The organism is Nonomuraea sp. CA-218870 (assembly GCF_050936535.1).
Lineage (GTDB): Bacteria > Actinomycetota > Actinomycetes > Streptosporangiales > Streptosporangiaceae > Nonomuraea > Nonomuraea corallina.
Genome location: NZ_JBNJMN010000001.1, coordinates 5,378,083 through 5,402,452, shown reverse-complemented (window position 1 = coordinate 5,402,452; position 24,370 = coordinate 5,378,083). Strand labels below are relative to the sequence as shown.

Annotated in this window: 23 protein-coding genes, 5 tRNA genes and 1 riboswitch; of the genes, 16 read left to right on the top strand and 12 right to left on the bottom strand. The window is 72.2% G+C overall.

Annotation, left to right across the window (positions count from 1 at the left end):
- Positions 1 to 39: 39 nt before the first annotated feature.
- From ACQEUU_RS25985 to ACQEUU_RS25975, 3 genes are all read right to left on the bottom strand, one after another.
- Positions 40 to 615 (bottom strand): helix-turn-helix domain-containing protein, encoded by a 576-nt coding sequence (locus ACQEUU_RS25985; RefSeq protein ID WP_433070555.1) that lies wholly within the window; start codon positions 613 to 615, stop codon positions 40 to 42.
- Between the two features lie 97 nt (positions 616 to 712).
- Positions 713 to 1,549 (bottom strand): SDR family oxidoreductase, encoded by an 837-nt coding sequence (locus ACQEUU_RS25980; RefSeq protein WP_433070552.1) that lies wholly within the window; start codon positions 1,547 to 1,549, stop codon positions 713 to 715.
- Positions 1,550 to 1,577: 28 nt separating this feature from the next.
- A complete protein-coding gene (locus ACQEUU_RS25975) occupies positions 1,578 to 2,333 on the bottom strand; it encodes an IclR family transcriptional regulator (RefSeq protein ID WP_433070549.1) in 756 nt (251 codons plus the stop codon).
- 80 nt (positions 2,334 to 2,413) lie between these two features.
- Here ACQEUU_RS25975 and ACQEUU_RS25970 point away from each other — a divergent pair, with 80 nt between their 5' ends.
- Genes ACQEUU_RS25970 through ACQEUU_RS25945 form a run of 6 tightly spaced genes read left to right on the top strand, consistent with a single transcriptional unit; the run spans position 2,414 to position 7,591 of the window.
- Complete coding sequence (locus ACQEUU_RS25970; RefSeq protein WP_433070546.1) at positions 2,414 to 3,571, top strand: 4-hydroxybenzoate 3-monooxygenase; 1,158 nt, start codon at positions 2,414 to 2,416, stop codon at positions 3,569 to 3,571.
- A gap of 13 nt (positions 3,572 to 3,584) precedes the next feature.
- Positions 3,585 to 4,250 (top strand): protocatechuate 3,4-dioxygenase subunit beta, encoded by a 666-nt coding sequence (pcaH, locus tag ACQEUU_RS25965; protein WP_433070543.1) that lies wholly within the window; start codon positions 3,585 to 3,587, stop codon positions 4,248 to 4,250.
- Positions 4,250 to 4,747 carry a protocatechuate 3,4-dioxygenase subunit alpha gene (locus ACQEUU_RS25960; protein WP_433070540.1) on the top strand — a complete coding sequence of 166 codons (498 nt, stop codon included), beginning with the start codon at positions 4,250 to 4,252 and terminating at the stop codon, positions 4,745 to 4,747. The genes pcaH and ACQEUU_RS25960 overlap by 1 nt, the downstream gene beginning before the upstream one ends.
- Positions 4,737 to 6,119, top strand: a complete 1,383-nt coding sequence (gene pcaB / locus ACQEUU_RS25955; RefSeq protein ID WP_433070538.1) for a 3-carboxy-cis,cis-muconate cycloisomerase — start codon at positions 4,737 to 4,739, stop codon at positions 6,117 to 6,119. The genes ACQEUU_RS25960 and pcaB overlap by 11 nt, the downstream gene beginning before the upstream one ends.
- Positions 6,116 to 7,249, top strand: a complete 1,134-nt coding sequence (pcaC, locus tag ACQEUU_RS25950) for a 4-carboxymuconolactone decarboxylase (RefSeq protein ID WP_433070535.1) — start codon at positions 6,116 to 6,118, stop codon at positions 7,247 to 7,249. Before pcaB ends, pcaC begins: the two co-directional genes overlap by 4 nt.
- Before the next feature lie 30 nt (positions 7,250 to 7,279).
- On the top strand, positions 7,280 to 7,591 hold the full coding sequence (locus ACQEUU_RS25945) for a DUF6401 family natural product biosynthesis protein (protein WP_433070532.1): 312 nt from the start codon (positions 7,280 to 7,282) through the stop codon (positions 7,589 to 7,591).
- Between the two features lie 118 nt (positions 7,592 to 7,709).
- Here the strand turns inward: ACQEUU_RS25945 and ACQEUU_RS25940 are convergent, their stop codons facing one another.
- The 7 genes from ACQEUU_RS25940 to ACQEUU_RS25910 form a co-directional block, all read right to left on the bottom strand.
- Positions 7,710 to 8,489 (bottom strand): mechanosensitive ion channel family protein, encoded by a 780-nt coding sequence (locus ACQEUU_RS25940; RefSeq protein WP_433070529.1) that lies wholly within the window; start codon positions 8,487 to 8,489, stop codon positions 7,710 to 7,712.
- 156 nt (positions 8,490 to 8,645) lie between these two features.
- Positions 8,646 to 9,185, bottom strand: coding sequence for a hypothetical protein (locus ACQEUU_RS25935; protein ID WP_433070526.1), 540 nt, complete (start codon positions 9,183 to 9,185; stop codon positions 8,646 to 8,648).
- 88 nt (positions 9,186 to 9,273) lie between these two features.
- Positions 9,274 to 9,345: transfer RNA gene (locus tag ACQEUU_RS25930), tRNA-Val, on the bottom strand.
- Positions 9,346 to 9,364: 19 nt separating this feature from the next.
- Positions 9,365 to 9,436, bottom strand: a tRNA-Gly gene (locus tag ACQEUU_RS25925).
- Positions 9,437 to 9,487: 51 nt separating this feature from the next.
- Positions 9,488 to 9,558 (bottom strand) — tRNA-Cys (locus tag ACQEUU_RS25920).
- 16 nt (positions 9,559 to 9,574) lie between these two features.
- Positions 9,575 to 9,646 (bottom strand) — tRNA-Gly (locus tag ACQEUU_RS25915).
- An 86-nt stretch (positions 9,647 to 9,732) separates the two neighbouring features.
- Positions 9,733 to 11,877 (bottom strand): N-acetylmuramoyl-L-alanine amidase, encoded by a 2,145-nt coding sequence (locus tag ACQEUU_RS25910; RefSeq protein ID WP_433070523.1) that lies wholly within the window; start codon positions 11,875 to 11,877, stop codon positions 9,733 to 9,735.
- Positions 11,878 to 12,064: 187 nt separating this feature from the next.
- Here ACQEUU_RS25910 and ACQEUU_RS25905 point away from each other — a divergent pair, with 187 nt between their 5' ends.
- From ACQEUU_RS25905 to ACQEUU_RS25860, 10 genes are all read left to right on the top strand, one after another.
- Positions 12,065 to 12,340, top strand: coding sequence for a hypothetical protein (locus ACQEUU_RS25905; protein ID WP_433070521.1), 276 nt, complete (start codon positions 12,065 to 12,067; stop codon positions 12,338 to 12,340).
- 9 nt (positions 12,341 to 12,349) lie between these two features.
- Positions 12,350 to 14,170: a glutamine--fructose-6-phosphate transaminase (isomerizing) gene (gene glmS / locus ACQEUU_RS25900; protein ID WP_433070518.1), complete on the top strand. Its 1,821-nt coding sequence runs from the start codon at positions 12,350 to 12,352 to the stop codon at positions 14,168 to 14,170.
- 96 nt (positions 14,171 to 14,266) lie between these two features.
- Positions 14,267 to 14,989, top strand: coding sequence for an SAM-dependent methyltransferase (locus ACQEUU_RS25895; protein ID WP_433070516.1), 723 nt, complete (start codon positions 14,267 to 14,269; stop codon positions 14,987 to 14,989).
- A gap of 75 nt (positions 14,990 to 15,064) precedes the next feature.
- Entirely contained in the window at positions 15,065 to 15,982 is a 918-nt protein-coding gene (locus ACQEUU_RS25890; protein ID WP_433070513.1) for a Bug family tripartite tricarboxylate transporter substrate binding protein, read from the top strand.
- A gap of 32 nt (positions 15,983 to 16,014) precedes the next feature.
- A riboswitch (cobalamin riboswitch) is annotated at positions 16,015 to 16,211 on the top strand.
- A 92-nt stretch (positions 16,212 to 16,303) separates the two neighbouring features.
- Entirely contained in the window at positions 16,304 to 18,463 is a 2,160-nt protein-coding gene (locus ACQEUU_RS25885; RefSeq protein WP_433070511.1) for a ribonucleoside-diphosphate reductase subunit alpha, read from the top strand.
- A gap of 12 nt (positions 18,464 to 18,475) precedes the next feature.
- Entirely contained in the window at positions 18,476 to 19,471 is a 996-nt protein-coding gene (locus ACQEUU_RS25880; protein ID WP_433070508.1) for a ribonucleotide-diphosphate reductase subunit beta, read from the top strand.
- 225 nt (positions 19,472 to 19,696) lie between these two features.
- A complete protein-coding gene (locus ACQEUU_RS25875) occupies positions 19,697 to 20,017 on the top strand; it encodes a hypothetical protein (RefSeq protein ID WP_433070505.1) in 321 nt (106 codons plus the stop codon).
- A gap of 256 nt (positions 20,018 to 20,273) precedes the next feature.
- Positions 20,274 to 20,597, top strand: coding sequence for a hypothetical protein (locus tag ACQEUU_RS25870; protein WP_433070503.1), 324 nt, complete (start codon positions 20,274 to 20,276; stop codon positions 20,595 to 20,597).
- A 449-nt stretch (positions 20,598 to 21,046) separates the two neighbouring features.
- Positions 21,047 to 22,141 carry a mechanosensitive ion channel family protein gene (locus tag ACQEUU_RS25865; protein ID WP_433070500.1) on the top strand — a complete coding sequence of 365 codons (1,095 nt, stop codon included), beginning with the start codon at positions 21,047 to 21,049 and terminating at the stop codon, positions 22,139 to 22,141.
- A 180-nt stretch (positions 22,142 to 22,321) separates the two neighbouring features.
- Positions 22,322 to 22,396, top strand: a tRNA-Pro gene (locus tag ACQEUU_RS25860).
- 393 nt (positions 22,397 to 22,789) lie between these two features.
- Here the strand turns inward: ACQEUU_RS25860 and ACQEUU_RS25855 are convergent.
- Together ACQEUU_RS25855 and glgC are read right to left on the bottom strand one after the other, a co-directional pair.
- Positions 22,790 to 23,089, bottom strand: a complete 300-nt coding sequence (locus ACQEUU_RS25855) for a hypothetical protein (RefSeq protein ID WP_433070497.1) — start codon at positions 23,087 to 23,089, stop codon at positions 22,790 to 22,792.
- A gap of 31 nt (positions 23,090 to 23,120) precedes the next feature.
- Positions 23,121 to 24,356, bottom strand: coding sequence for a glucose-1-phosphate adenylyltransferase (glgC, locus tag ACQEUU_RS25850; protein WP_433070494.1), 1,236 nt, complete (start codon positions 24,354 to 24,356; stop codon positions 23,121 to 23,123).
- Between the last annotated feature and the right edge of the window lie 14 nt (positions 24,357 to 24,370).

The following is a 24,370-nucleotide window of genomic DNA, read 5'->3' as shown; positions in this document are numbered from 1 at the left end:
AACGGAGTCGGAGACCCGTCGATGAGGGTGGCGCGTTGCTCAGGCGGGCGTGGGCGGGCTGATCATCCAGATGACCTCCGCCGGCTCGTCGCCCTCGTTGGCCACGCGGTGCGGGATCGAGGTCCTGTACTCCACGCTGTCACCCGGCCCGAGCACCTGAGGGGAGGCCGAGCCGGTCGGGCCGAGCCAGACGGTGACCCGGCCGCGCAGCACGAGGAGGATCTCCTGGGACTCGCCGTGGGCGTACGGCTCGTCGCCGGTCGAGGTCCCCGGGTCGAGCTCTCCCGCGTAGACCTCCAGGTTCTGCAGGGGACGCTGGGAGATCAGGTACTTGCGGGTGCCGGGGGCGGTGCGTAACTCGGGACGGGCCGCACGGCGCAGCACGCGGTGCCCGGGCTCGTCCTCCTCGTTGAACAGGTCGGCCACGGTCAGCCCCAGCGCCGTGGCGATCCGCCTGAGCATGCCGATGCTGGCGCTGCTGTGGCCGCGTTCCAGCTGGCTGATGAAGCTCGGGCTCGCGTTCGCCTCGACGGCCAGTCCGCGCACGGTCATGCGGCGCATGTTCCGGTAGGCCCGGATGCGCGCACCCAGGCGGGCGGTCTCTGGCTCCGTCATCGAACCCTCGGTCGGCGGTACTGAACAAGGTGTTCAGTGTAACGGTAAGGACCGTACAGGCCCGGAGAAACCCCAGCAAGACGGGCGCACGCCGACGTCACGCCCGGGTCTGCCGCTGGTATCCCTCGTCGCCCCCGTACACCCGCAGATCCGGATCGCGCTCCGGCTGGTTGGCCGGGCTCGTCGGCGACGCGGTGTGCTCCTCGGCGAAGTCGTCCGACGGCACCGGCGTCGGCATCAGCCACTCCCGCCAGGTGCAGGTGCCCAGCGGCGCGTTCCTGACCAGCAGCCGGCCCGCCCGCTGCTCGGCCATCGCCCTGCCGGGATAGCGCACGCGCGGGCGGAGCCGGCGCAGCCCGCGCGCCTCCAGCCAGATCCCCACCAGCTCCGGGGTGGTCAGCACCTGGGGTCCCCCGTACGCGAGAGCGGCCTGCCGCGGCTCGCCCATGAGCAGGCCGGCCAGGTAGGCGGCCACCTCGCGGGCGTCGACCGGCTGCCAGGGCACCGACGGGTCCACCGGCAGCACCACCGAGGCGGCCAGTTCCCGCAGCGCCCGGTCGAGCGACTGGTGCAGGTGACTGTGGCGGAGCACGGTCCAGCGCAGGCCGCTCGTCCTGACGAGCCGCTCGGCGTCGGCCAGGCGCTCGCGCGCCCGCCCCGTCGCCGGCCCGGACACCCGCAGCACGTGCGGCACGCCCGCTCCGCACGAGGCCGCCACCGCCGCGCGGTCCGCCGCCGGGTCCCGCCGCGGCAGCAGCAGGACGGCGTCGCAGCCGCGCACGGCGTCCTTCACCGCCTCGCCGGGCAGCCACCGGGCGTCCCCGCCGCCCACCGGCGGCCGGCCCAGCGCGCGGACCTCGTGGCCCGCCTTGACCAGGGCGGGCACGACCGCTCTGCCCAGCGTCCCGCCCGCTCCCGTGACCAGAATGCGCATGGCAGGCCCCTACCCCTGACCTGCGGATTCAGGCGGTGGCGGCGTACGACTCGGCGATGCCCGCCGCGGCCGTGCGCAGGATGTCCACCAGCCGCGGCAGCTCGCGGGCCCGCCGGGAGGCGAGCACGATGCCCAGAGCGGCGACGGCCCGGCCCTCCACGAACACCGGGGCGGCGGCCGAGCAGGAGCCCAGGGTCATCTCCTCGTACGTGAGCGCGTACCCCTGGGCGCGGACCGCGGACAGCTCCCTGGCCAGCCGACCCGGCTCGGTGATGGTGTGCGGCGTGGGCCGCTCCAGCTCCCGGGCCAGGTAGGCGCGGACGAACCAGTCGGGCTCGTGGGCCAGCAGCGCCTTGCCGACCCCCGTCGGGTGCATCGGCAGCCGCCCGCCCGCCCTGGACACGATCGGCACCGCCAGCCGCCCGTACACCTTGTCCACGTACAGCACCTCCAGGCCGTCGCGGACGGCCAGGTGGACGTTCTCGCCGGTGCCGGCGAACACCTCCTGCAGCCACGGGTGCGCCACGTCCTGCAGCCGGCCGGGCGCGAGCTGCCCCAGCTCCCACAGGCGCAGCCCCACGCTCAGCCGGCCGTCGGGGCCGCGGCCCAGCGCCTGCCACCGCTCCAGCTCGCCCACCAGCCGGTGAGCCGTCGTCAGCGGCACCCCGCTGCGCGCCGCCACCTCGGTCAGCGTCAGCCGCGGGTGCGCGGCGTCGAACGCGCCCAGGATCGCCAGGACCTTGGACGTCACGCTCCTGCCCGGCTCCCGGGATCCGCCCGCCATGGGCCCATCCTCGCAAAGCTCTTCCGCTGAGTGGAAGCGCTCCCTCGATACCCGGGGTGCGGAGGCAGGATGCTTTCGGCATGCGGACTCAGGTAGGGATCATCGGAGCGGGGCCCGCGGGGCTGCTCCTGTCGCACCTGCTCCACCTGCGCGGCATCTCCTCGGTGGTGCTGGAGAGGCGCAGCCGCGACTACGTCGAACGGCGGGTGCGCGCCGGGGTGCTGGAGCAGGGCACCGTGGACACGCTCGTCGCGGCGGGCGTCGGCGAGCGCATGCTGCGCGAAGGGCTGCCCCACCACGGCATCGAACTCCGGTACGGCGGCGCCGGCCACCGCATCCCGTTCGAGAAGCTGGTGCCCGGCCGGGCCATCACCGTGTACGGGCAGCAGGAGGTGGTCAAGGACCTCATCGCCGCCAGGCTGGAGGCGGGCGGCGACCTCCGCTTCGAGGTCGAGGACGTGGCGCTGCACTCGCTGGAGGACCGGCCCTACCTGACGTTCGGCGGGGAACGGCTCGACTGCGACGTGATCGCCGGCTGCGACGGCTTCCACGGCGTCTCCAGACCGGCCGTGCCCGAGGGCGTGCTCACCACGTACGAACGCGAGTACCCGTTCGCCTGGCTCGGCATCCTCGCCCAGGTCGCGCCCTCGTCCGAGGAGCTCATCTACGCCCGCGGCGAGCGCGGCTTCGCCCTGCACAGCATGCGCTCGCCCACCCTCAGCCGCTTCTACCTCCAGGTGCCGCCGGACGCCGTGGCCGAGGACTGGCCGGACGGGCGCGTCTGGGACGAGCTGAAGGCCCGCCTGGAGACCGTGCCGGGCTTCACCCTGGCCACCGGCGAGATCGTGGAGAAGAGTGTCACGCCGATGCGCTCCTACGTGGTGGAGCCCATGCAGTACGGCCGGCTCTACCTGGCCGGGGACGCCGCCCACATCGTGCCGCCCACCGGCGCCAAGGGGCTCAACCTGGCCGTCGCCGACGTGCGGGTGCTGACCGAGGCGCTGGCCGCGTACTTCCGCGACGGCTCGGCCGGCCTGCTCGACGGCTACTCCGCCGCCTGCCTCAAGCGGGTCTGGCGGGCCCAGCACTTCTCCTGGTGGATGACGACGCTGCTGCACACCTTCGACTCCGACGACGCCTACGGGCGGCGGCTGCAGCTCTCCTACCTGGACTACGTGACCTCGTCCGAGGCGGCGGCGACCACCTTGGCGGAGAACTACGTCGGCTACGAATGGTGACAGAAGGACGGACATGCCCCATCCCCCTTACCTCTCTCCCGGCTATCGGAGCACCGTGCTGCGCGCCCCGTCGCAGCCTCCCGTGGCGTTCAAGGCCGACCCCGACGCGATCGAGCTGAGCAGCCCCGTCTTCGGGCACCAGGAGGTCGGCTCCCTGGACGCCGACCTGACCCGGCAGCACGAGGGCGAGCCGATCGGCGAGCGGATCATCGTCACCGGCCGCGTCCTGGACTCCGGCGGGCGTCCCGTCCGCGGCACCCTGGTCGAGGTCTGGCAGGCCAACGCGGCCGGCCGGTACGCGCACGCGGGCGACCAGCACCCGGCCCCGCTCGACCCGAACTTCACCGGCGCGGGCCGCTGCCTCACCGACGACGAGGGCCACTACCGGTTCGTCACGATCAAGCCCGGCGCGTACCCGTGGCGCAACCACCCCAACGCCTGGCGGCCCGCCCACATCCACTTCTCGGTGTTCGGCACGGCCTTCACCCAGCGGCTGGTCACCCAGATGTACTTCCCCGGCGACCCGCTCATGCCGTTCGACCCGATCATGCAGTCCATCCCCGACGAGGCGGCCCGCCGGCGGCTCATCTCCTCGTACGCGCACGACGTCACCGAGCCCGAGTGGGCCCTCGGCTACACCTTCGACGTCGTGCTCGGCCGTACCCCCGTGGAGCCCTGATGACCCTGCCCGTCACCCCCTCCCAGACCGTCGGCCCGTTCTTCGCCCACGCGCTGCCGTACCCGCGTGACTGGGAGCTCGTCCCGGAGGGGCACCCGGGGGCGGTCACGCTGACCGGCCGGGTCCGGGACGGCGCCGGCGAGCCCGTCCCCGACGCGCTGCTGGAGCTCTGGCTCGGCCGCACCGGCGAGCGCGGCGTGCTGACCCGTGACGGTGACGGCGTGTCGGGGTTCGGCCGCTGCGCCACCGGCCCCGACGGCCGCTACCGCTTCCGAACCGCGCGCCCCGACGGGCCGTACCTCTCTTTGCAGATCTTCGCCCGAGGACTGCTGCGCTCGGTCCTGACCCGGGTGTACCTGGAGGACCGGCCGGACCCGCTGCTGGACGGCCTCGACCCGGCCAGACGCTCGACCCTCATCGCATTGGGGAAGGAGGACACCTACGAGTTCGACGTACGCCTGCAGGGCGAGGGGGAGACGGTGTTCCTTGACTTCTGACAGCCCATCGGCCGGTCCGCTCGACACCGGTTCGCTCGACACCGGTTCGCTCGACACCGGTTCGCTCGACACCGGTTCGCTCGACACCGGGCTGCTGGCGCCGGTGCGGGCGGGCGTCCGCGTCGAGAGGCTGACCTGCGACCAGGCCTGGGTACGGGCCATGCTGGACGCGGAGTCGGCCCTGGCTCGCGCCCAGGCCAGGGCGGGGCTGGTGCCGCGCCCGGCGGCCGAGGCGATCGCGCGCGCGGCGGCGGCCCTGGACGTGGACGTGGCCGCGCTGGCCCGCCGTGCCCGCCGCTCGGCCAACCCCGTCGTGCCGCTGGTGTCGGACCTGCGCGCGGCCGTGGGCGAGCCCGCCGCCGCGCACGTCCACCTGGGCGCCACCAGCCAGGACATCCTCGACACGGCCGCCATGCTGGTCGCCCGCCGCGCGACCGGGGTCATCCTGGAGGACCTCGGCGACGTCATGGACTCGCTGGCGCGGCTGGCCGGACGGCACCGCGACACGCTGATGGCCGCCCGCACCCTGGGCCAGCACGCGGTGCCCACGACGTTCGGGCTGAAGGCGGCGACCTGGCTGGCCGGCGTCCTGCGCGCCCGCGACCGCCTGGCGGCCGTGCCGCTGCCCGCCCAGCTCGGCGGCGCCGCCGGCACCCTCAGCGCCCTCACCGAGGCGGCCGCCACCTCTCCGGGAAGCGGCGAGGTACCGAGAGAGGCGGCCGGACGGGCTCTGGCCGTCGTGGAGCTGTTCGCCGAGGAGACCGGCCTGGCGGCGCCGGCGATCCCGTGGCACGCCGAGCGGTCGGTCGTCGCGGAGCTGGGGGCGGCGCTGGCCGGGGTGGCGACAGCGCTCGGCAAGCCGGCCGCCGACGTCATCCTCCTGTCCCAGACGGAGGTCGCCGAGGTGGCCGAGGCGGCCCCAGGCGGCTCGTCGGCGATGCCGCACAAACGCAACCCCGCCCTGTCCGTGCTCGTCCGCGCCGCCTCCCTTCAGGTCCCCGGGCACGCGCAGGCGCTGGCCCAGGTGGGGGAGCACGAACGCGCGGCGGGCGCCTGGCAGGCCGAGTGGAGCCCGCTGCGCGAGTGCCTGCGCCTGACCGGCGGCGCCGCCGAGACCGCCGCGGAGCTGATGGCCGGCCTCCGGGTCTTCCCCGACCGGATGAGCGCCAACACCGGCCTCACCGGCGGCCGCCTCGTCTCCGAACGCCTGGCCGCCCACCTCGGCGCGGACGCGCTCACCGAGACGCTCCGGCGGGACGGCCCGCTGGAGGCCCCCGCCGCCCTGCTGGACCCCGCCGCGTACCTGGGCGCGGCCCCGGACCTCGTCGACCGTGTCCTGGCCGCGTACCGAGACAGACAAGGAACCCCGTGAAGCTGCATCATCGCGTCGACGGCCCCGGCTGCGGGCCGCTGCTCGTGCTCGGCCCGTCTTTGGGCACCACCATGGACGTCTGGCAGCCCCAGCTGCCCGCGCTGACCGAGCGCTGGCGGGTGCTCCGGTACGACCTGCCGGGACACGGCGGCTCGCCCGCGGCCGGCGGGTTCACGCTCGACGACCTGGCCCGGGCCGTGCTCGACCTGGCCGGCGAGCCGCACTTCGCCGTCGGCGGGATCTCGGTCGGCGGCGCGATCGCCGCGACCGTCGCGCTCAAGGCCCCCGAGCGGGTACGGAGCCTGGTCATGTGCTGCTCGTCGGCCCGGTTCGGCGAGCCGGGGCCGTGGCTGGAGCGGGCGGCGCTGGTACGGGCCGAGGGAGTGCGGTCGCTGGCGCCGGCGCTGGCCTCGCGCTGGTTCACCGAGGGCTACGACGGAAGCTGGATCATCGACCGGCTCGACCAGGTGGACGACGAGTCCTACGCCGCCTGCTGCGAGGCGCTGGCAGGGTTCGACCTGCGGGCCAGGTTGCCGGAGATCGCCGCGCCCACGCTGGTCGTCGCGGGGACCGACGATCCGGCGACGCCTCTGGAACACGCGCTCACCCTGGCCACCGGCATCCCCGGGGCTCTGCTCGCCACAGTCCCCGGCGCCTCCCATCTGGCCGGCGTCGAGCGTCCCGGCCCGGTGACCGCCGCGATGCTGCGGCACCTGTCCGGCACCTGGCCGGCGGGCGTGGGCAAGCCGGCGGGCGCGAGCCGGGCCGACGGGATGCGGACCCGGCGTGAGGTGCTCGGCGGCCCGCACGTCGACCGGGCCAGCGCCCGGACCACCGACTTCACCCGCGACTTCCAGGACTTCATCACCCGCTACGCGTGGGACGAGATCTGGAACCGGCCGGGCCTCGACCGGCGCGCCCGCAGCCTGGTCACGCTCACCGCGCTGGTGGCGCGCGGGCACCTGGAGGAACTCGGGATGCACGTACGGGCGGCGCTGCGCAACGGGCTCACCCGCGACGAGATCAAGGAGGTGCTGCTGCAGACCGCCGTCTACTGCGGGGTCCCGGCGGCGAACTCGGCCTTCGCGGTGGCGCAGCGCGCCCTCGCGGACCTTGACGCCGAAGAGTAAAGGGGTTTTGTGGTGGATTAGAGTTTAAAGGTGGATTTCGAGGATGGATGGGCGGCCGCGCCCCTGCAGTGGGTGATGAGCACGCTCGGCCGGGACCAGTTCGCCAGAATGGGCACCGATCCCGGGCTGGTGGCGGCGGTGGACCAGCATGTCGCGGTCCTGCGGGACACGATCCCCGTCGACTCCGAGACCCTGGGCGACTACGTGCTGGGCTTCCTGGACGTGCTGAGGGAACGGGAGTGGGCCTTCCACGGCCCGCACGACCCTCCCGCGCTCCGGCTCACGGCCGCGTGCTGGCTCGCCCGCGAGCACGGCTTCCTCACCGGCGACCTCCCCGCCTGACCCCGGCCCGTCTCCCCGTGTCCGGCACGTCCCCGCGGTTCCGCGGTGGGTGAGACCTGCGGCGAGGGCGGCCGTGCCGGATGGCTCGGCCGCCCCCGCTTCCCGGAGGGCGGGCCTGTCAGGGCTCGCGGATGTCCGGCCGGGTGGAGCCGACCGTCCCGGTGCCCGTCGACGGCGTGATCCGCTGCTCGGACGTGCCGCGCTGGGCCATCTCCTCCTGCGTCATGTCCTGGGCGTGCCCGCGGCCGCGCTGGTACGCCTCCGCGTGCGCCCTGGCGTGCGGCGCCTCCTCCTCGATCCTGTCGAGCCAGCGCTCCCACCGCTGCTGCATGGGCCGCACCAGCCCGCCGCCGATCCCGATGGCCGCGATCGCGCCGATCGTGGCGAGCGCCGCGATGAGGACCGGGGTGGTGACCGCCGTCGCCACGCCGATCTGGTTGAGCGCGGCGATGATGCCCAGCGCCCAGATGAAGATCTCGGCGACCACGGCCAGGAATCGGCCGTACGACAGCCCGCCGAGGGCCCCCCTGACGATGTCGCCGACCGCCCTGGCGATGGCCCCCGTCACCACGATGATCACGATGGCCACGATCGCCAGCGGCAGCCACGCCACCACTGCCGTCAGCAGCGACGAGATCGGGTTCGGCCCGAACACGCTGAACGCGATCTGCAGGGTGACCAGGATGATCCCATAGAAGACGATCCTGGCCAGCAGGCTGCTCGCGTCGTACCGGCTGCGCTCCAGCCACCGCTGCACGCCGCTGCGCTGGACCGCCCGGTCGAACCCGACACGCTCCAGGATCTTGTCGACGACCTTCTCCAGAAGCTTGGCCACGATCCAGCCGATGATGAGTATGACCAGGAACGCGATCAGCCTGGGAACGAACGTCGCGATCATTCGCCAGGCATCCGATAGGCCCTGGCCTATGTTGATGTCCACGGTTTCCCCCTCCGAGGAGCTAATGTCAGCGCGCTACCCGCTCAGGGGACCCTTATGCACACAGGGTGACTGAATCCGCCAAAAACCGGGCCTACGGTAAACAGAGCGTAATCATCAGGCATGCCCGCCTCCAATGTCTCCCGCCGGCTCGACGTCGACCACGATCATCTTCTCCAGGCGATAGGTGTCGAGATCGGGATCGTGCCAGGACTCGCCCGCCCTGATCGCGTGGAACCTGAAGGTGGCCCCGGTCTCGTTCGCGCTCAGGATGCAGCGCACCGGAACGAGCGGGCTGAGCGCGCGGACCAGCCGCGCGACCTCCATGGCGGCGGCGAGACCATGGCGCAGAAGGACGCGTTGCTCCCCTTCGCCGATCACCGGCGCGCCGTCGACCACGGCGGACTCGACCGGTACGAAGTCCTCCAGATGGAACGCATTGTGCCAGCACTCCCAGCCGGTGAGGTCGCGGGACGGGGCCGCCTCGTGGGGACCCCGCGCGGACCGGGCCCAGGTGAGGACCCTGCCGTGACGGACGATGCCCTGCCCGGCGAACGCGCGGAGACGGGGGGCGAGACCGCCTGGAGGATCGAACCCACCGGGGTCGCTCATCGGGACGAGGCGGGCGGCGGCGTCGTTCATGCGCACGGTGATCATAGGACTCATGATGCTGGGATCATGAATCCTGAACGACAGAAAACCCCGGATCCTGGCATTCGCCGGAATCCGGGGCTCGGTGAGACGGTGGACGATACTGGGATTGAACCAGTGACCTCTTCCGTGTCAGGGAAGCGCTCTCCCGCTGAGCTAATCGTCCGTATTGAGTTGTCACTCAGAGCGGAAGACGGGATTCGAACCCGCGACCCTCACCTTGGCAAGGTGATGCTCTACCCCTGAGCCACTTCCGCATGGCGTTGCTCTTACCTTAGCGGATCCGGGGGGATCCACCGAACGCACCGAGGTGGAGACGGGATTTGAACCCGTGTAGACGGCTTTGCAGGCCGCTGCCTCGCCTCTCGGCCACTCCACCAGGAGTTGGAACTCCGAGCGGAAGACGGGATTCGAACCCGCGACCCTCACCTTGGCAAGGTGATGCTCTACCCCTGAGCCACTTCCGCGTGTCTCCGGCACCGGCCGGTTACGAGGAAAACCATATCGCCTTCCCGGAGTGCCTGTGCGCATGGAACGGCTCTCAGGGCGAAATTCAGCGGATCAGACGGACGTCCTCCGCCTTGACGAACGCCACCCGGTGGCCGAGCTGGATCTGGTGGTAGCGCCGGCGGCCCGTGACCGTGACGTGTCTCGCGGGCCGGTACCCGGCCGAGAGGTAGGACCCGGTCAGCGTGCCGCCGACCGTGTACGCCTGGCCGGGGCCGATCCGGTACGGGAGCGCGACGTGGCGCTGGTAGGCGACGCCCGTGCCGCGGTAGGCGGCCTTCTCCGGGTACGCGCGCCCGTACACCGGGACGCCCGTCCTGCGCGGGACCGCCATGGGGCCGCGGGCGCGGACGGCGGTCGGGCGCTCGTACGGGTCGTGGAACCAGGCCCTGCGGCCGAGATACCAGATGGCCTGCCACCCGGCGTGCCGCCCGGCGACCGCGAACCGCTGACCGGCGGAGGCGCGGGCGCTGTGGTCGTAGACGCTGTACGTGCTGGGCCGGCCGACGCGCTTGCCGATGTCGTCCACCAGCGGCGCGTCATGGCGCGGCGCCGTCCGCAGCCACACCGTCGACGCGCCCCGCGGCGGGCACGGGCGCGCGGGCCTGCCGCGCTCGCACCCGGTGAAACGCGGCCGGTGCTCGTCGTACTCAGGAAGGATCACCACCACCCGCCCGCGTCCGGACGGCGCGCGTCCGGTCCCGGTGGTCACGAACCGCGCGCTTCCGGCCCTGTGGCTCGCGGAGCGCCCGCGTACGGGGCGGTCGTGTGCGGGGCCGGTGTGGCCGCGCGGGGAGGCCAGCCGTGGGGGCGGGCGCTCGTCCTCGTCTCCGCCGCGTGGCTCCAAGGGGGCGCCCAGGAGGTCGAAGTAGTGGGCCCAGTCCCAGTACGGGCCGGGGTCCTCGTGCATGGCGGGCAGCGTGCCCGGGGTGGTGCCGGGGACGTTGTCGTGGCCGAGGACGTGCGCCCGGTCCAGCGGGATGTCGTGCTCGGCGGCCAGGTGGCGGACCAGCCGGGCCGACGCGCGGTACATCGCCTCGGTGTACCAGGTGCCGCCCGCGGCCAGGTAGCCCTCGTGCTCGATGCCGACGGAGCGGGCGTTGACGTCCCAGTTGCCGGCGTGCCAGGCGATGTCGCGCGTCTTCACGTGCTGGGCGACGTGCCCGTCGCGGGAGCGGATCGTGTAGTGCCAGCTCACGTACTCGGGGTCGCGGATCAGGCGGGGGATGCCCCGGAAGGGGCCCTCGGTGTCGTGGATGACGATGTAGCCGACGCGGCGGGGGCGTGCGAGGCGGTCGTGGTTGCCGTAGTCCGCGCCGCCGGTCCTGGCGTACGCGGCGGGCAGCCACCGGCACGCCAGCTTGCGCGGGCACTCGGCCCCGTTCGACGGCGGGGCGGCGCGGCGGGGGGAGCGGAGCCCGGGGTGGGCGGTCAGCCGGACCACCGAGCCGTCGTCCGCGCGGCGGGCCGCGCCGGTGCGGATCACCCGCAGGACCTCGTCGGCGAACGCGCGCGAGCCCCCGTACCGGGCGATGGCGGCGTGCCAGCGGCCGGGGTCGGCGCTGGGGGCGCCCTGGTAGGAGGCGAGGAGTGCGGCGCCGCCCTCGATGTTGGCGGCGGGCTCGCGGCGCAGTCGCTCGGCGTCGACCCCGGTCAGCCGCGCGGCCTCGGCCAGAGTGGCTCCCCGTGGCGCGGACCCCGGCCCATCAGAGGCGCCAGCACCGCGCGAGCCCGGCATCAGAAGACCGGAGTGGAGGGGGCCGGTGCGCGGTGAACGAAGACCGGCGGGGTCGGGGTGCGGGTGGCGGGTGCGGGTGGCAACGGGGTCGGGGTGCGGGTGGCGGGGGCCGGCGTGGAGGGGGTCGGTGCGCGGGGGGCGGGCGGAGTCGCCGCGGGCGTCGCCGTGGGCGTGGCCGGGGGCGGCGGCGCGCGGGACCACGCCGTCCGTCCGGCCGCCGGAGCGGGGCGCGGAGGCCGTGGCGAGCGACGGGTCGAGCAGGTGCATCGGGCCGAAGCCGCCCGCAGTGGACGGCTCGCCCGGATGCGTGTCCCAGCGGGACTGCAGGTACGACACGCCCAGCAGCACGCTGACCGGCACCCCGTGAAGCCGGGCCGCCGAGGCGAAGTCGTCCTGGCGCCCTTCCGGCTGGCCGGCCAGGACGACGGCGGCGACGGCGACCTGCAGCAGCATGACGGGACCTCCACGCGGTGGTACGGAACGAGCACGGCTCGTGACCATTCCCAGGGGAACACGACATCTGCCGAAGGCCGCCCGGCGCGCCGTATGGGAGAAGTGGGATGACCAATAGAGCTAATTTCTGCCCGATATCGGGCAGGATGTTGGCGTGTCTCGTTCCATCTGCGTAATGTCCTCGTCTGTGTCTACGGCGCGGCATCCCTACGAGGACCTCATCGTTCACCTCACCCGGACGAGCCCGCTCGGGTCCGGTGAGGCGGCGCGCGTGGTGGCCGACGTGCTCGCGTACTTCTCGGAGTCGGCGGAGGAGTTCGTGCGCCGTCGTCACGGGGAGTTGAAGGCGCGCGGTCTGACCAACGACGAGATCTTTCCCAGGGTCGCCGCCGAGCTCCGGGGCCGCCGGGTGGCGGCCCCGGACTTGTCGCTGCGTCAGCTGCGCCGGATCGTCTACGGATAGGAGACTCGGATGTGCGGAATCGTCGCGTACGTGGGGCCGAAGGACGCGGCTCCGATCCTGCTCGAAGGGCTTCAGCGGCTGGAGTACCGCGGCTACGACTCGGCCGGGATCGTGATCTCCAGCAAGGGGCTCAAGGTCCGCAAGGTCAAGGGCAGGGTCGCCGACCTGGCCAAGGTGGTGCCGGCCAGGTTCAAGGGCGCCCTGGGCATCGGTCACACCCGGTGGGCCACGCACGGCGCGCCCAGCGACGTGAACGCGCATCCGCACCTGTCGGCGGACGAGCGCATCGCGGTGGTGCACAACGGCATCATCGAGAACGCCGACGAGCTGCGGGCCAAGCTCGTCGCCGACGGGGTGGAGTTCCGCTCCGACACCGACACCGAGGTGCTCGCCCATCTGATCGCCCGCGCCGTCGACGAGAACGACTCCCTGGAGGAGGCCGTACGCAAGTCGCTCAAGAGCATCGTGGGCACGTACGGGATCGCGGTGATCGACGCCGAGCGGCCGGGTGAGGTGGTCGTGGCCCGCAACGGCAGCCCGATCGTGCTCGGCATCGGCGAGAAGGAGATGTTCGCCGCCTCCGACGTGGCCGCGCTCATCCGCTACACCCGCCAGGTGGTCCACCTGGAGGACGGCGAGCTGGCCGTGCTGCGCGCCGACGGGTTCCACACCTTCGCCAGCGACGCCCGCGAGACGGCCAAGGAGCCGCTGACCGTCGACTGGGACGCCGGCCACTACGACACCGGCGGCTACGAGCACTACCTGCTCAAGGAGATCTCCGAGCAGCCCGAGACCACGGCCCGCACGATGAGCGGCCGGCTGGACGAGCGGTTCAACGTGGCCCATCTGGGCGGGCTCAACATGGACGCCCGCGAGACGCGTTCGTTCCGCCGGGTGAAGGTCATCGGCTGCGGTTCGGCGTACTACTCCGGTCAGATCGGCGCCCAGCTCATCGAGGAGCTGGCCCGCATCCCGGCCGACGCCGAGCCGGCCAGCGAGTTCCGCTACCGCAATCCCGTCGTCGAGCAGGACACGCTCTACATCGCCATCAGCCAGTCCGGCGAGACCTACGACACGCTCGCCGCGGTGCAGGAGCTCAAGCGCAAGGGCGGCCGGGTCATCGGCATCGTCAACGCGGTCGGCAGCGCCATCGCCCGCGAGGTCGACGGCGGCGTCTACCTGCACGCGGGCCCGGAGGTGTCGGTGGCCTCGACCAAGGCGTTCACCTCGACGGCGATGGCGTTCGCGCTGCTGGCGCTGCACCTGGGCCGGGTGCGCGACCTGTCGCCCGCCGACGGCCGGCGCATCTGCGAGGGCCTGCGCAGGCTGCCCGACCAGATCGGGGAGATCCTCGCCCAGGGCGACAAGATCGCCGAGCTGGCGCAGAAGTACGCCAAGCACGCGAGCATGATGTTCGTCGGCCGGGTCCGCGGCTATCCGGTGGCCCGCGAGGGCGCGCAGAAGCTCAAGGAGATCTCGTACGTGCACGCCGAGGCCTATCCCGCCAGCGAGCTCAAGCACGGCCCGCTCGCGCTGATCGGCCCGGACATGCCGACGGTGGCGATCGTGCCCGACGACGAGCTGCTGGACAAGAACCTCACCACGCTCGGGGAGATCCGCGCCCGGGGCGGCAGCGTGCTGATGGTCGGCCACCGCGAGCCTGACCTCAAGCTGGCCGAGGACTGCATCGTGGTGCCCAAGAACGAGATCGAGCTGGACCCGATCCTGCTCACCATCCCGCTCCAGCTGTTCGCCTACCACGCGGCGGTGGCGCTCGGCAGGGACGTGGACAAGCCGCGCAACCTGGCCAAGAGTGTCACGGTGGAATAACGGCAAGAGCGGGTTAGTAATCCCTTACCGTTCGGCTGGGTCATAGTCGGAATCCGGCCGGTGTCGCCCCGGAGGAGGAGCGCCTAGGGTCGAAGTGTGCCCCAGTTAGACCCCGACACTCCCAATCTTGCCCGGATGTACGACTACCTGCTCGGCGGCAAGGACAACTTCGCGGTCGACCGCGAGGCCCTGGACCGGCTGGCGGATCTGGTACCGGAGGCGGTGCCGCTGGCGCGCGCCGCCAGGGGATTCCTCCAGCGCGCGGTCCGCTACGCCGCCGCGCAGGGCGTCACCCAGTTCCTGGACGTGGGCAGCGGCCTGCCCACCCAGGGCAACGTGCACGAGGTGGTCCCGCACGCCAGGGTCGTCTACGTCGACCACGACCCGGTGGTGGCGGCGCACGGACGCGCGCTGCTGGGGGAGCGGGCCAGTGCGGTCTTCGTGGAGGCCGACCTGCTGGACCCGGCCCGGATGCTGGACGACGCCGCCCGCCATCTCGACCCGGAGCTGCCGGTCGGGGTGCTGCTGGTGTCGGTGCTGCACCTCGTGCCCGACAGCATGGACCCGCACGCCGTGGTCACCGGACTGCGCGAGGCGCTGGCCCCGGGCAGCCATCTGGCGATCGCGCACGCCACCTCGTCGGGCGACGCCCCGGCGGGCGGCACCGGCCGGTCTCCGGAGGAGATCCAGGCGTTCTTCGGCGACTTCGTCATGGTCGAGCCCGGTCTGGTGCAGGCCCACGAGTGGCGGCCGGACCGGCCGCGCCTGGTGGGCGGCAGCCGGCTGCCGCTGCTGGCCGGAATGGGCTGGAAGCCTTAGCAGGTGATATCCGGCATGTGTAACTCTGCGTGATCTGTCAATAACCTGAAGTGGACACTTCGGGGGAGGCGGGTCATGCGGCGCAGGCGGTTCCTGGCGGCGGGCCTGGGCGTGGCCGCCTGCGTCGCCGGCTGCGGCGACCGGCCCGCGGACCGCGTCGCCGGCGCGTACGAGATCCACGCCGCGAGCGAGCAGTGGGTGCGCGTCGCCGAGGCGTTCACCCGCACGGCCCGCGAGGCCGGCTACCCGGTCGGCGGGGCCGGGCCGGTCAGCACGCTCACCATCATCGGGCTGCCCGCGCTCGCCGCCGCCGAGCTGAACGCCGCCGAGTCGCCCCTGCACGGCGTCACCCCGCTCGCCCGGCTGGCCGGCGAGGTCGAGGTGGTGCTGGTGGCGCAGAACTCGGGCTTCACCGCGTTCGACGCCTTCGGCGCCCGCCTGCGCGCCGACCCCGCGGGCACCCCGCTGGCCGGCGGGCCGCAGGGCACCCCCGACCACCTGCTGTTCGGGCTCATCGCCCAGGGGCTCGGCGCCGACACCCGGCAGATGAACTACACCGGCTACCCCGGCGCCGACGAGGCGGCCGGGGCGCTGCTCGCCGGGCGCGCCGCCGCCGCGACGGGCCCGCTGGCCGGCTGGCGTCCGTACATCGACCGGGGCAGGGTCCGGGTGCTGGCCGTCTCCTGCGCCGACCGCTTCCCCGGCCTGGACGCGCCCAGCCTGCTGGAGTCCGGGGTCCGGGTGGACTTCGCGAACTGGTGCGCCGCCGTGGGCCCCGGCGACATGCCGGCCGCGGCCCGGGACGCGGCCGTCGGCATGTGCGAGGAGGTGGCGGGCTCGCCCGGCTGGCGGCAGGCCTGCCGGGAGGGCGGCTGGACGCCGATCCCGCTGGGAGGCGACCGCTTCGCCGCCTGGGCCGCCTCGGAAGTCCGCCGCACCAGGGCCGTGCTCCGCGACCTCGGCCTCCTCGGAAGCGGCAAGGGCACAACATGATGTGGTGGTTGCGCGATCAGCCACTAGATGTAGGATCTCGATCGTTCGCCGGTTCGCCCCTGCCCGGGGCGGAGCAAAAGGGAACCCGGTGCGATTCCGGGGCTGCCCCGCAGCGGTGAGCGGGAACGACCGCCGTCAACGAGCACTGGAGAGATCCGGGAAGCGACGGCCAGTAGGCATGTGCCGTACGCCCGCGAGCCCGAAGACCTGCCGGCGATGGACCAGGTCCAGGGCCTCGAGGGAGGGCCCGGGGGCGTAGCGGCGCGCGCCGCCGTGCTCTCGCGTGCCCCTCACGGGGATGAGCTCGCGAGGAGAGAGCACGTGACACAGCTCGTCGAAGATGACCGGCGGCAGGCCATCGAGGAGGCCGCCGCCCGGGTGATCGAGGATCCGGCGAACTCGCGGGTGGCCGCGGGGCTGCTCGCCGAGGAGATCGCCGAGGAGGCGGCGGCGCACGGGGTGCGGTCGTTCTCCGAGTCGATCGCCGCCGCCCACGCGGCCGGCCTGCTCCAGGACGGGCTGGCGGAGTTCGTCGCCGCGCACGCCGCCGACCTGGACGCGCTGATCAGCGCCGAGGCGGACGACCGCTTCGAGTACTTCGGCCTGCGCACCGTCCGCGACCGCTACCTGCTGCGCCACCCGGTCACCCGGGCCGTGCTGGAGCGGCCCCAGCACTTCTTCCTGCGGGTCGCCTGCGGGCTGTCGGAGACCGTCGCCGAGGCCGCGGAGCTCTACCGGCTGATGTCCACGTTCGCCTACCTGCCCAGCTCGCCGACGCTGTTCAACGCGGGCGCGCCCCGCCCGCAGCTCTCGTCGTGCTTCCTGCTCGACTCGCCGCGCGACGAGCTGGAGGCGATCTACGACCGGTACGGTCAGATCGCCCGCCTGTCCAAGTACGCGGGCGGCATCGGCGTCTCCTGGACCCGGGTCCGCTCGCGCGGCTCGCTGATCCGGGGCACCAACGGCCACTCCAACGGCATCGTGCCGTGGCTGCGCACCCTCGACGCCTCGGTCGCCGCGGTCAACCAGGGCGGCCGGCGCAAGGGGGCCGCCTGCGTCTACCTGGAGACCTGGCACGCCGACATCGAGGAGTTCCTGGAACTGCGCGACAACACCGGCGAGGACGCCCGCCGCACCCACAACCTCAACCTGGCCAACTGGGTGCCGGACGAGTTCATGCGCCGCGTCGAGGACGACGCGATGTGGTCGCTGTTCGACCCCAAGGAGGTCCCCGACCTGCCCGACCTGCACGGCGAGGCGTTCACCCGCGCCTACCGGGCCTACGAGGCCGAGGGCAGGCACGTCCGCCGGCTCCCGGCCAGGACCCTGTACGGCCGGATGATGAGGACGCTCGCCCAGACCGGCAACGGCTGGATGACGTTCAAGGACGCGGCCAACCGCACCTCCAACCAGACCGCCAGGCCGGGTAACGTCATCCACCTTTCCAACCTGTGCACCGAGATCCTGGAAATCACCAGCGACGCCGAGACCGCGGTGTGCAACCTCGGCTCCGTCAGCCTCGCCGCCCACCTGGACGGCCGTGACGGCCTGGACTGGGAGCGGCTGCGCGCCACCGTCCGGACGGCCGTGCGCTTCCTCGACCGCACCATCGACCTCGGCTTCCACCCGACGCCCGAAGCCGAGACGGCCAACCGGCGGTGGCGGCCGATCGGGCTCGGCGTGATGGGGCTGGCCGACGTGTTCTTCGCGCTCCGGCTCCCGTTCGACTCGCCCGGGGCGCTGGAGCTGTCCACCCGGATCGCCGAGGAGATCGCGCTGGCCGCCTACGACACCTCGGCCGGCCTGGCGGCCGAGCGGGGGCGGCATCCCGCGTACGACGAGACCCGCGCCGCGCTGGGCGTGCTGCACCCTGACCACTACGGCGCGGCGGGCTCGCCGCGCTGGGCGGCGCTGCGCGAGAAGATCGCCGCGACCGGGCTGCGCAACTCGCTCCTGATCGCCATCGCGCCGACCGCCACCATCGCCTCCATCGCCGGCTGTTACGAGTGCGTCGAGCCGCAGGTGTCCAACGTGTTCAAGCGCGAGACGCTGTCGGGGGAGTTCCTCCAGGTCAACCGCTATCTGGTCGCCGACCTGCGGGAGCGGGGGCTGTGGACGCGGGCGACGCGCGACGAGCTGAAGCGCGCGGACGGGTCCGTGCAGGGCCTCCCCGGCGTCCCCGACGACCTCAAGCTGCTCTACCGGACCGCCTGGGAGCTGCCGCAGAAGGCGCTCATCGACCTGGCCGCCGCCCGCCAGCCGTACGTCGACCAGGGGCAGTCGCTCAACCTCTTCATGGCCGCGCCCACCATCGGCAAGCTCTCGTCGATGTACGCCTACGCCTGGAAGAAGGGCCTGAAGACGACCTACTACCTGCGCTCACGCCCGGCCACCCGCATCGCGCAGACCACCGTCCGGCCCGCCGCCGAGCAGGTGGCCTGCTCGCTGGAGAACCCCGACGTCTGCGACGCCTGCCAGTAAGGAGACCTGCCCGTGCTTCTCGACCCCGGCATGGACCTCACCCTGCGCCCGATGCGCTACCCGGACTTCTACGAGCGCTACCGGGCCGCCATCCGCAACACCTGGACGGTGGAGGAGGTGGACCTGCACGCCGACCTCGCCGACCTGACCAGGATGACCGCCCAGGAGCGGCACCTGATCAACCGGTTGGTCGCGTTCTTCGCCACCGGTGACTCGATCGTCGCCAACAACCTCGTGCTCAACCTCTACCAGCATCTCAACGCCCCCGAGGCGCGGCTCTATCTGAGCAGGCAGCTGTTCGAGGAGGCCGTGCACGTGCAGTTCTACCTGACGCTGCTCGACACCTACCTGCCCGACCCGGACGAGCGGATCAGGGCGTTCGCCGCGATCGAGCACATCCCGTCGATCCGGGCCAAGGCCGAGTTCTGCTTCCGGTGGATCGACTCGATCGGCGACCTGCGGCGCCTGGAGAGCGCCGGCGACCGGCGGCGGTTCCTGCTCAACCTCATCTGCTTCGCCGCCTGCATCGAGGGGCTGTTCTTCTACGGGGCGTTCGCGTACGTCTACTGGTTCCGCTCGCGGGGCCTGCTCGGCGGGCTGGCCACCGGGACGAACTGGGTGTTCCGCGACGAGTCCCTGCATATGGAGTTCGCGTTCGGCGTCGTCGACACCGTACGGGCCGAGGAGCCCGAGTTGTTCGACGACGAGCTGAGCGAGCAGGTCGGCCACATGCTGGAGGAGGCGGTCGCCGCCGAGCTGGCCTTCGCCCGCGACCTGTGCGGCGACGGCATGCCCGGGATGTCCGCCGGGCAGATGCGCGCCTACCTGGAGTACGTCGCCGACCAGCGGCTGGCGCGGCTCGGCCTGCCCCGGCGCTACGGCACCGCGAACCCGTTCGCGTTCATGGAACTGCAGGACGTGCAGGAGCTCGCGAACTTCTTCGAGCGCCGCGTGTCCGCTTACCAGGTGGCAGTGGCGGGCGAGGTGAGGTTGGACGAGAGGTTCTGACCCGCGCCGGGAGGACCAGGTTCTCAGCAGTGTGACCAGCCCGTTCGGGGTGCGGAGGAGTCGCCGGAAGCACGGCGGGGGGGGGTGGGCGCCATGGCAGATCTTGTAGTCCGGAGGGCCTCAGTGCTGTCGAGTCTTGCTGACGATCATGCATTGTGACGGCGAGCTTGATCTCGTAGCTTTGTCGGCGGCATCGACACGATCTACCTCTTGGGGGCAGAAACTATGAAAATCCGCTCATCTCGTCTGGCCAGCCTGCTGGTGGCCGGTGCCGCCGCCTCGGCCGTGCTCGGGTTCTCGAACCCCGCCCAGGCCGTTCCCTCCAGTTGCAGCTTCGACTTCCACAACACCAACATGTCGAGCTACGCCACCTGCAGCGTGGGCACCGGCCAGTTCCGGGCCGTACTCACGTGTGACATCCCGTGGGGGTTCGACAAGGTCGTGCGGGGCCGCTGGATGAACGTCACCGTCCCGCCCAGCTTCAGCTTCGCGACCTGCCCCCCGGAGGCGCGCAAGGGCTACAGCCCGAACATCGAACGCCAGTGATCACAGCCTCGGCCCGCTTCAGGCCGGCCGGAGCTTCATGATCTCGGCTCGCGGCGACGGGGTCACCCGCCGCCGCGAGCCGCCCGGGACCCACCTCGGCTTGTCCGAGGCATGGTGAGGAGTCAGGCGCCATGTCAAAGATTGCAAGGGGCGCATGGCGGTTATGTCGATCTTTGCCGATGGTCGGACATTGTGGGGAGAACCTTGATCCCATAGCTTGGTCGACGGCATTTCCGCTTTATCTCTGGGGGAAGTCATGATGAAGATCCGCTCGTCCCGCCTGGTGAACGTCCTCGTGGCGGGCGCCGCCACCACAGCGGTCCTGGGATTCTCCAACCCTGCCCAGGCCATTCCGTCATCGTGCAGTTACGGCTTCCACAACACCAACATGTCGAGCTACGCCTCGTGCAGCGTGGGCACCGGCAGGTTCCGGGCCACGCTCAAGTGCGACATCCCTTGGGATATCGACACCGTCGTCCGCGGCCACTGGCTGGGCGTCACCGTGCCGCCCAGCAACAGCATCGCGACCTGCCCCTCGAACGCGCGTAAGGGCTACAACCCGGGCATCGAGCGGGAATGATGATCGAGGTTCCGGCCCGCCCGACGCCGGCCGGAACCTCACGGTCGCGGGCCGTTCGCGGCGACGGGTGCCCGCCCGCCGCCGCGAACGGCCCGCGACGTCCCGGCCGAGTGGATCGAGCCGGCTTCACCGGCGATCCTGGACGCCGGCCTCCTCCTCGGAACCCTCCTCCCGCAGCACGACCCCTGCCCGCGTCACCGCCCGACGGCCGTGCGTGTCCTCGACCCGGCCGCGACAGCCAGGGCTGTGACCGAGGCGCGCCGCAGGTCTGTGCAGGCCCCGCCATCCGCGACACTGGACGGTGGAGGAAACCCCTACCTCGACCACGCCCCCGGGGACGGCGCCCGATCGCGCGGCCGGTCTGCTCTCCGCTGCCGGCCCGCCCCGCATATCCGGTGGGCGTGGCGGGCAAGGTGAGGGTTCGACGAGATCTTGAGGGGGTCGCTCACGTGCAGGTCTCCAGCGCCTGGCTGAACCTGGCAGGCGCCCTGGTCGCCGCGTTCGTCAGCCTGGAACTGACCCGGCAGGTGCTCCTCCGGGTCGGCCGCAGGTGGCCGATCGGCAGCCGCCTGGTCAAGCGGTGCCATTGGCCGGCGGTGGCCACGGCCGTGCTGATGACGTTCAACATCATGTTCTACCCGCTCATGATGGGCCCGACGCCGGAGGAACAGGCGTTCGGCGAGTCCGTCGAGCGGGTGACCACCCTGTTCATCATCGGCGCGGTGACCTGGCTGATCGTCCGCGTCACGTACGCGTTCACCGACGTCGCGCTGGAGCGCCTGGACCTGGTCGAGGGCGAGAACAACCGGCGGGCCAGACGCATCAAGACGCAGATCACGCTGGTGCGCCGGGTCGCCACCGCGACCGTCGTGGTGGTCGCCTTCGGCGCGATGCTGTTCACCTTCCCGCAGGTGCGGGCGCTGGGCGCGGGCCTGCTCGCCTCCGCCGGCATCGCGGGCGCCATCGTCGGCATCGCCGCCCAGCCGACCCTCGGCAACATGCTCGCCGGGCTGCAGCTCGCCTTCAGCGACGCGCTGCGCCTGGACGACGTCGTCGTGGTGCGGGACGAATGGGGCAGGATCGAGGAGCTCACGCTCACCTACGTCGTGCTGCGGCTGTGGGACGAGCGGCGGCTGGTCCTGCCCGTCTCCTACTTCACGCAGAACCCGTTCGAGAACTGGACCAGGCACGGCAGCCGGGTGGTCGCGGTCGTCCACCTGCGCGTCGACTGGTCGGTGCCGGTGGAGAAGCTGCGCGAGGAGCTCTACCGCTACCTGCGCACCAACCCGCTGTGGGACCAGAAGGACTGGACCCTCCAGGTCACCGACGTGCAGCCGAACGGCCTGATCGAGCTGCGCGCGCTGATGAGCGCCGCCGACTCCGCCTCCGCCTGGGACCTCAAGTGCGACGTGCGCGAGCACCTGATCGGGTACGTGCGCGAGAACCACCCCGAGGCCCTGCCGCGCTTCCGCGTCGAGTCGCCCGAGACCCGCGCCGGCGTCCCCTGGCCCGCGATCGAGGCGGACGATCCTCGCACGCCGTGAAAAACCGCTGGCGGCCCGGTCGATCACCGGTCTACCGTTGACAACGTCAAGACCGAGGAGGAAAGGGGGACACGCAGTGAGCGACCTGAAGCGCGAACCGCTGCCCCTGCCTCCCGGTGCCCGCACGGCATCCGGCTGACCCCATCCGGCCGCCGGGGTTCACGGGCGGTCTCCCATCACCCGAGTGTGGGGCAGCTTGGCAGCCCGCCTGCCTTGGGAGCAGGAGCGTCGCAGGTTCGAATCCTGCCACTCGGACACCGGCCCTGAAAGAAGAGGGCCGTGGGCACTGATCTGGACCGGCGGGAGTGGCGACCCCCGGCCGGACACGGCCCTCGCCCCGGGCGCGGCTCACGCCGGCCCGGCCCGGGGCGCACGGCGCTCCGGCCCCGGCCGGGGAAGGCCTGGCGAGCTGCCGCGCGGGTGAGAACCGCGGGGGCCTCAACCCGCGGCAGCTCGCGCGGCTTGTTCGGGACCCGCGCGGACGGGAAACGCGCGGGCGCGGACACGGCGATGACCGGCATCGCCGGCGCCTTCCTCAAGGCCGGATTCTCCGAGGTGGCCCGCCCGCGCCAGGACCGGCCGATCATGCGGCGGAAGCTCGCCTGAGCCCGCCTGCTCCCGGCCGGCCGGGCCCCGCGGTCGAGGGGGTCACTCGCCGGCCTGCCAGACGGCTTCGAACGCGGCCGCGTCGATCTCGGTGAGGTCCCAGACGTCGAGCGGCTGGTCGGTGAGGAACCCGTGCTCGTCCTGGAGGTGACGCCACCAGTAGCGGTGCGGCCGCCGCGCCGCGTCGATCTCCACCTGCCGGATCGCCCAGTGTTCGCCGTCGCCCTCGACGCTCTCGAACAGCCAGACCCCGCCGCGCTCGTCGTCGCCGCGCCAGTGACGCCGCGGCCGGTCCGACTCGCTCAGCTCTTTGACCAGGGGAAGGCGGAGGTCAGGGTGCACGCCGCCCACTCTAGCGGGACCCCGGCGCGGCTCAGCGGTCGACGATCTCGTTCTTGCCGATCACCACGACCCCGCTGCGGGTGAGCGCGAAGCGGGTGCGGTCGTGCTCCAGGTCGAAGCCGATGCGGGCGCCGTCGGGGATGACGACGTTCTTGTCGATGATGGCCTTGCGGACGATCGCGCCGCGGCCGATCTTGACGTTCTCCATCAGCACGGAGTCCTCGACCAGGGAGTGGGAGTGGAGGACGACCTTGGGCGACAGGATCGACCGGACGGCCGTGCCGCCCGAGACGATCACGCCGGGGGACACCAGCGAGTCGAGGGCGCGCCCGACCCGGTCGCCCTCGTTGTGGACGAACTTGGCCGGCGGCAGCGGGTCGTGGCCGGTGTGGATGGGCCACTTGTCGTTGTAGAGGTTGAAGATCGGGTGGGCGGAGATGAGGTCCATGTGGGCCTCGTAGTAGGCGTCGAGCGTGCCGACGTCCCGCCAGTAGCCGCGGTCGCGCTCGGTGGAGCCCGGCACCTGGTTGTGGGCGAAGTCATAGACGTCGGCCCCGCCCGACTTGACCATCATCGGGATGATGTTGCCGCCCAGGTCGTGCCTGCTGGTCGGGTCGAGCGCGTCCTCGCGCAGCGCGTCGATCATCGCCTGGGTCTTGAAGACGTAGTTGCCCATCGAGGCGAACACCTCGTCGGGGGAGTCGGCCAGCCCGACGGCGTCCTTGGGCTTCTCGCGGAAGGCCACGATGCGCTTGCCCTGGGGGTCGGTCTCGATGACGCCGAACTGGTCGGCCAGCGACAGCGGCTGGCGGATCGCCGCCACGGTCACGTCGGCGCCCGACTGCTCGTGCTGCTCGACCATCTGCCGGGGGTCCATCCGGTAGATGTGGTCGGCGCCGAAGACGATCACGTGCTCGGGCATCTCGTCGTAGATCAGGTTGAGGTTCTGGAAGAGCGCGTCGGCCGACCCCGAGAACCAGCGCGGCCCGAGCCGCTGCTGGGCGGGGACCGGGGTGACGTAGTTGCCGAGCATGGCGGACAGCCGCCAGGTGCGGGAGATGTGGCGGTCCAGGCTGTGGTTCTTGTACTGGGTCAGCACGACGATCTTCAGGTAGCCGCCGTTGGCCAGGTTGGACAGCACGAAGTCGATGAGCCGATACATCCCGCCGAACGGCACGGCCGGTTTCGCCCGGTCCGCCGTGAGAGGCATGAGCCTCTTGCCCTCTCCACCCGCCAGCACGACCGCAAGCACCCTCCGCGACCTCATGTCTGGACGCTACC

Coding starts and splice junctions, on each gene's coding strand:
- ACQEUU_RS25985 (WP_433070555.1), bottom strand. CDS start 615: ATGACGGAGCCAGAGACCGCCCGCCTGGGTGCGCGCATCCGGGCCTAC.
- ACQEUU_RS25980 (WP_433070552.1), bottom strand. CDS start 1,549: ATGCGCATTCTGGTCACGGGAGCGGGCGGGACGCTGGGCAGAGCGGTC.
- ACQEUU_RS25975 (WP_433070549.1), bottom strand. CDS start 2,333: ATGGCGGGCGGATCCCGGGAGCCGGGCAGGAGCGTGACGTCCAAGGTC.
- ACQEUU_RS25970 (WP_433070546.1), top strand. CDS start 2,414: ATGCGGACTCAGGTAGGGATCATCGGAGCGGGGCCCGCGGGGCTGCTC.
- pcaH (WP_433070543.1), top strand. CDS start 3,585: ATGCCCCATCCCCCTTACCTCTCTCCCGGCTATCGGAGCACCGTGCTG.
- ACQEUU_RS25960 (WP_433070540.1), top strand. CDS start 4,250: ATGACCCTGCCCGTCACCCCCTCCCAGACCGTCGGCCCGTTCTTCGCC.
- ACQEUU_RS25940 (WP_433070529.1), bottom strand. CDS start 8,489: ATGATCGCGACGTTCGTTCCCAGGCTGATCGCGTTCCTGGTCATACTC.
- ACQEUU_RS25935 (WP_433070526.1), bottom strand. CDS start 9,185: ATGATCACCGTGCGCATGAACGACGCCGCCGCCCGCCTCGTCCCGATG.
- ACQEUU_RS25910 (WP_433070523.1), bottom strand. CDS start 11,877: ATGCTGCTGCAGGTCGCCGTCGCCGCCGTCGTCCTGGCCGGCCAGCCG.
- glmS (WP_433070518.1), top strand. CDS start 12,350: ATGTGCGGAATCGTCGCGTACGTGGGGCCGAAGGACGCGGCTCCGATC.
- ACQEUU_RS25890 (WP_433070513.1), top strand. CDS start 15,065: ATGCGGCGCAGGCGGTTCCTGGCGGCGGGCCTGGGCGTGGCCGCCTGC.
- ACQEUU_RS25875 (WP_433070505.1), top strand. CDS start 19,697: ATGAAAATCCGCTCATCTCGTCTGGCCAGCCTGCTGGTGGCCGGTGCC.
- ACQEUU_RS25870 (WP_433070503.1), top strand. CDS start 20,274: ATGATGAAGATCCGCTCGTCCCGCCTGGTGAACGTCCTCGTGGCGGGC.
- glgC (WP_433070494.1), bottom strand. CDS start 24,356: ATGAGGTCGCGGAGGGTGCTTGCGGTCGTGCTGGCGGGTGGAGAGGGC.